The organism is Caballeronia udeis (assembly GCF_001544555.2).
Taxonomy (GTDB): Bacteria; Pseudomonadota; Gammaproteobacteria; order Burkholderiales; family Burkholderiaceae; genus Caballeronia; species Caballeronia udeis.
On record NZ_FCOK02000168.1, the window covers coordinates 1 to 3328 of the forward strand.

Sequence of the window (3328 nt, forward strand, 5' to 3'; positions counted from 1 at the left end):
CTTCTCGTAAGTCAGCAACTGTCTGTCATGAGGAACAACGCGTAGTCAAAGGCGGGTTGTTCGAGATCACCCATCCGTTTCACCCGCTTCACGGAAATAGCTTCGTTTTGGTCAGCCGGCGGCTGAACTGGGGCGAGGATCGGGTGATGTATTTCGACGCCAACAAGCGCCTGCGTTCGGTTTTGGCATCCTGGACGGACGTGCCGGAACCGGATTTGTTCGCGCAAGCTTCGGGAGTTCGATCCTCGTTTAGAACGGACGACTTGCTTCGATTGCGTGCGCTTATCGACGATTTGCTAGGTGCTCGCGATGTCAAATAAATTTCGCCGCTCGTGTAAGGATAAATACGCCGTCATTACGATGCTGAGGCATCTGATTGAACACGACGTCTTATGCCTATCCGGCTCTGAATTGCCGATATTTCAGAATAAATCAATCATAGAGATCCTTGACAGTTTGATTATTATGTCATATTTTAGTTGTCATTTTAACAATGACAGATCCTCAAATGATCAAGCCGCCGTCAAAGCGCGATCGACTACGCGAACTCGGCGGCCTCAATCCTCATCCCGATCGAATACAAGCGCCCTGGTTCCGATCGGGCGATTTCTTCGATCCCGACGACATGGTTCAGGTCAAGTACGAGATGTTGCGTCATGTTCAGGTCGACGGCGCCTCCAAGGCCGAGGCGGCCGCATTGTTCGGAATGTCCAGGCCAACGTTCTATCAAGCAGAGAGTGCCTTTGCGAGCGAGGGGTTGCCGGGGCTGCTCCCGAAACAGCGTGGGCCCAAAGGCGCACACAAACTCAACTCGACGGTTATGGCGTTCATCGAAGAGCGCTTACAGCACGACAGCACCATCCCCGCTCGCGCGCTCGCTCAGGAGATAGAAACCGCGCTGGATCTATCGGTCCACCCACGCAGTATCGAACGCGCGCTGGCGCGCAAAAAAAAACCGTAGACGATTCGGCTCAATTTACTTCGCCATCGTCGGCGCTTGGACGCTACGAAGCTCTGCGGGCCGACTTCTTCGGCACAGGTCCTCACTCCGAAGGCCACGCCGCAATACGCTTTCATGGTGTATTGAACGGCCTCGCGATCAAACTCTCGCACGCTCTGTGCACCGAAGTTGCCGTCCCAGCCGTGTTTGATTCCAACTCAGTGCGGGATAACGGTGCGCTCGTACGCGTGCTGGCCAACCTCGTGCTGCGCGCCCACGAGGAGCTTGCCCATGTCTACTAACTCCGCTCAGAAGGTCACCTCGGAACATCTTCGGCGAGATGCCTTTCTTTATGTTCGCCAATCGTCGATTCGACAGGTGTTCGAGAATACCGAGAGTACGAAGCGGCAATATGCACTGCGCGATCGTGCCGTTTCGCTCGGCTGGCCAATTGAGCGTATTCACGTCGTCGATAACGATCTCGGTATGTCCGGATCCAGTGCTAAGGAACGAGACGGCTTTCAGCACTTGGTTGCCGAGGTGGCCAACGGTCACGCCGGCATCGTGCTGGGATTGGAAGTGTCCCGTCTTGCGCGTAATAATGCGGACTGGCATCGCCTGATCGAGCTTGCATCGCTCACGCAAACTTTGATTTTGGACGAAGATGGAATTTACGATCCGGGTCAATTTAACGACCGTCTTCTACTGGGATTGAAGGGCGCCATGAGTGAGGCTGAACTTCATATTCTCAAGGGTCGTCTGCAAGGCGGGATCAAGAACAAGGCACGCCGGGGCGAACTGGAAGTGCCTTTGCCGATCGGCCTTGTTTATCACCCGAATGGCTCAGTGGCGCTCGATCCTGATCAACAAGTACGGGGAGCGCTGCAGTTGCTCTTCGACACGTTTCGGCAAGCTGCATCCGCTACCGCGACGGTCAGGCGATTTCGCCAGGAAGGCTGGCTGTTTCCGCGTCGCATCCGCCGCGGAATCGGGAAGGGAGACCTGCTTTGGGGGCCCCTGGAGCACTGCCGAGTCATTCAGATTCTGCATAACCCTCGTTACGCCGGTGCGTTCGTGTACGGGCGCACCCGCGGAGCATACCGTCCCGGTCGCAAATCCACATCGCTGAAGGTTGCTCGCGAGAACTGGCAAGTGCTGATTCAGAATTCTCATCCGGGTTTTATCGATTGGGACGAGTTCGAACGTAACCAGGCTACGCTTAAGCAGAATCTAACCGGATTCGGCCTCGATCGACGTGGCAGCATGCCACGTGAGGGTGTCGGCCTCCTGCAGGGGCGTGTCGTGTGCGGTGCCTGTGGAGCACGCATGCGCGTACGATATCAAGAGGTCGATAATAAACTTCAGCCCTACTATATGTGCACGGAGAATCCGGTACGTCGCGCAGGCAAACCCTGCCAATCGGTTCGCGGAAGCGCCATCGATGACGCTATCGGCTCGCTGCTTTTGGAGAGCGTTGCGCCAGCTGTGCTCGAGGTCGCGCTAGCGGTCGAAGATGAGATATCGGGGCGCGTCAGACAGGCCGCGGCGCAGCGTCAGAAGCAACTAGTTCGAGCGCGTTACGACGCCGAGCTTGCGCGCCGTCGTTATATGAGTGTCGATCCAACGAACCGGCTCGTCGCCGACTCACTCGAAGCAGACTGGAATGAACGTCTGCGCGTACTGGATGCATTACAGCAAGAGAACGAACGACTTCAGCATGCCGATCACAAGCTTCTGAGCAGCGACGCGCGGACCCAGATTCGCGCGCTTGCTGAAGACTTCCCTCGTGTCTGGAATGACCAGCGCGTGGTGCCGGTCGAACGCAAACGAATGATCGCCTTACTCATTGAAGACGTAACCCTGGTCAAGGCAGAACGCATCGCTATCCATGTACGTTTTCGTGGCGGTCGAACGACATCGTTGGAAATCGACAAGCCCAAGCCTATCGCGCTGATTCGTAAGACGTTGCCTGAAGTCGTCGCAAAGGTCGATGAACTCCTCGAATCCTGCTCGGATAGGCAAGTCGCCGAACAACTTAATGCGCTGGGTTATACAAACTGGAAAGGCGAATCGTTCACGCATAAGAAGGTATCTATTGTTCGCACCGCCTACCGACTCAAGAGCCGGTTCGAACGCCTGCGCGCACGCGGCATGGTGACAGCCAACGAGCTCGCCAAACAACTCGGAGTCTGCCCGACTACCATTTACCTGTGGGGCCAGCGCGGGGTGGTGCACCAGCATCGATACGGAAACCTGCATCGCTGCCTCTACGAGCCCCTCGGCGACGTCGTCTTGGTCAAAGGGCAAGGAGGCCGCTACAGTTCGACAGAGCCGACTTTTATCCCTGTTCCACCAACCACACAAGGTGCAGTATGAAGCGTAAGCCTT

3 protein-coding genes are annotated in these 3328 nt (G+C 56.2%); all 3 read left to right on the forward strand.

What is annotated here, in order from left to right; genetic code table 11:
• Positions 1–320: DUF5372 family protein (locus AWB69_RS44905; RefSeq protein WP_231937460.1), on the forward strand; the 320-nt coding region annotated here is incomplete at its 5' end.
• 188 nt (positions 321–508) lie between these two features.
• Positions 509–961, forward strand: a complete 453-nt coding sequence (locus AWB69_RS44910; RefSeq protein ID WP_062093186.1) for a helix-turn-helix domain-containing protein — start codon at positions 509–511, stop codon at positions 959–961.
• A 270-nt stretch (positions 962–1231) separates the two neighbouring features.
• Positions 1232–3316, forward strand: a complete 2085-nt coding sequence (locus tag AWB69_RS44915) for a recombinase family protein (protein WP_062093187.1) — start codon at positions 1232–1234, stop codon at positions 3314–3316.
• Positions 3317–3328 lie beyond the last annotated feature (12 nt).

Excerpts from the sequence above, each read along its gene's own strand:
- AWB69_RS44910 (WP_062093186.1), top strand. The coding sequence starts at position 509 with ATGATCAAGCCGCCGTCAAAGCGCGATCGACTACGCGAACTCGGCGGC.
- AWB69_RS44915 (WP_062093187.1), top strand. The coding sequence starts at position 1,232 with ATGTCTACTAACTCCGCTCAGAAGGTCACCTCGGAACATCTTCGGCGA.